General features: G+C 68.4%; 2 protein-coding genes and 1 pseudogene. All 3 read left to right on the top strand.

Annotated elements, in window-relative coordinates; genetic code table 11:
- Positions 1-597, top strand: a pseudogene (locus VDP82_RS17930) (ABC transporter ATP-binding protein); the annotation flags it as partial.
- Positions 594-1199, top strand: coding sequence for a histidine phosphatase family protein (locus tag VDP82_RS17925; RefSeq protein WP_323016172.1), 606 nt, complete (start codon positions 594-596; stop codon positions 1197-1199). The pseudogene VDP82_RS17930 and the gene VDP82_RS17925, both read left to right, overlap by 4 nt.
- 31 nt (positions 1200-1230) lie before the next feature.
- On the top strand, positions 1231-1621 hold a 391-nt coding region (locus tag VDP82_RS17920), incomplete at its 3' end, for a Na/Pi symporter (RefSeq protein WP_323016171.1).

Here is a 1621-nt window from a genome sequence, read left to right as displayed (position 1 = left end):
CTGTTGCTCGACGAGCCGCTCAGCAATCTCGACGCCAAACTGCGCGTGGAAATGCGCAGCGAGCTCATGCGCATTCACCGCGCCACCGGGGCGACCTCGGTCTATGTCACGCATGACCAGGTGGAGGCCATGACCATGGCCACCCATGTGGCGGTGCTCAACAAGGGGCATGTGGAACAGTTCGGCCCTCCCGTGGACCTGCTGCGGCACCCCGAAACCACCTTTGTCGCCACCTTCCTGGGCACGCCGGCGGCCAATCTCATTCCGGCGATCCGGCGGGACCGCGCCTTCCTCTTCGAGGACAGGCCCATCGCCGCCGCGCCCGCCGGCATCGAGGATACCCGGGTGGAGCTGCTCTACCGCGCCCAGGATGTCGCGATCGGCGCCGTCGACGGCAGGCCCCAGCTCAGCGGCACCTTCACCGAGGCGGCCCCCATTGCCGGGCAGACCATGGTCACGGCGCTGGTTGGCGACATGCGGGTGACCGGCATGGCGGAGGGCTATTTCACCGCCACGCCCGGCACCGAGGTCACCCTGTCGCTGCTGCGCGAGCCGGACGGCATCTTCAACCAGGCCGGCCGGAGGATCGATCAGTGAGGTTCATCCTGTTGCGGCATGGCGAGACGCTGTGGAATGTCGAGCAGCGCCTGCAAGGCCACGAAAACTCCGAACTGTCCGAGCGCGGCCGCCAGCAGGCCCTGCGCTTCGCCAAATATGCCGCCGCCCTCAATCCCCGCCACGTGGTCTCCTCCGATCTGGGGCGGACGCGCGAAACCGCCCGGCTGCTGGGCTATGGCGAAGTGGCCTGCGACAAGCGCTTCCGCGAATTGCATATGGGCGAGTGGACCGGGCGCACCAAGCCCGAGCTGATCGCCAATCATGCCGAGGATTACGGCGCCTGGCGCGCCGGCCGCTTCACCCCGCATAATGGCGAGGACTGGGACGGTTTTCGCGCCCGCGTCGCCGAAGGCGTGCGCCACTGGCTGGCCCAGGCCGAGGGGGACGTTCTGGCGGTGGTGCATAGCGGCGTCATCCGCGCGGCCTGCGCCGAGTTCCTCGGCCTGCCCCCAGCCCTCACCGTTCCCACCACGCCGGGCGCGGCCGCGATCCTCAATTTTGCCGATTCCCGGGGGGGAGAGGCGAAACTGGAGGGCTACAATATCGGCGCCCTCGCCCCCGACGACTCCACCGCCGACTAAGGCTTTCACCGAACAGGCAGGAATTTGGCCGATGACGTCTTCCGGTACCTTCGTGCTGCTCGAATTGTTCGGCGGCATCGCCCTGCTGCTCTGGGGGGTCCGCATGGTGCGGACCGGCATCGTCCGGGCGTTCGGGGAAAGGCTCAACAGCTTTCTCGAGCGGCGGCTGGATAGCCCGCTCAAGGCGTTTTCCGGGGGCCTTGTCACCACCGCGATACTGGGCAGCTCCACCGCCATGGCCCTGATCGTGGCGGGCCTGGCCGCCAGTGGCGCCCTCAATGCGGTGACGGGCCTGGTCGTGCTGCTCGGCGCCGATGTCGGCTCGGCCGTTGTGGCGAGCCTGTTCGCCGCCGGCTCCTCGCTGGCCGCGGCGCTGGCCCCGGTGCTGCTGGTTGCCGGCTATCTGGTATTTTCCTTCTCCC

Origin of the sequence: Devosia sp. (assembly GCF_034675085.1) — a bacterium.
GTDB lineage: Bacteria > Pseudomonadota > Alphaproteobacteria > Rhizobiales > Devosiaceae > Devosia.
This window is presented reverse-complemented; position numbering and strand designations above follow the sequence as displayed.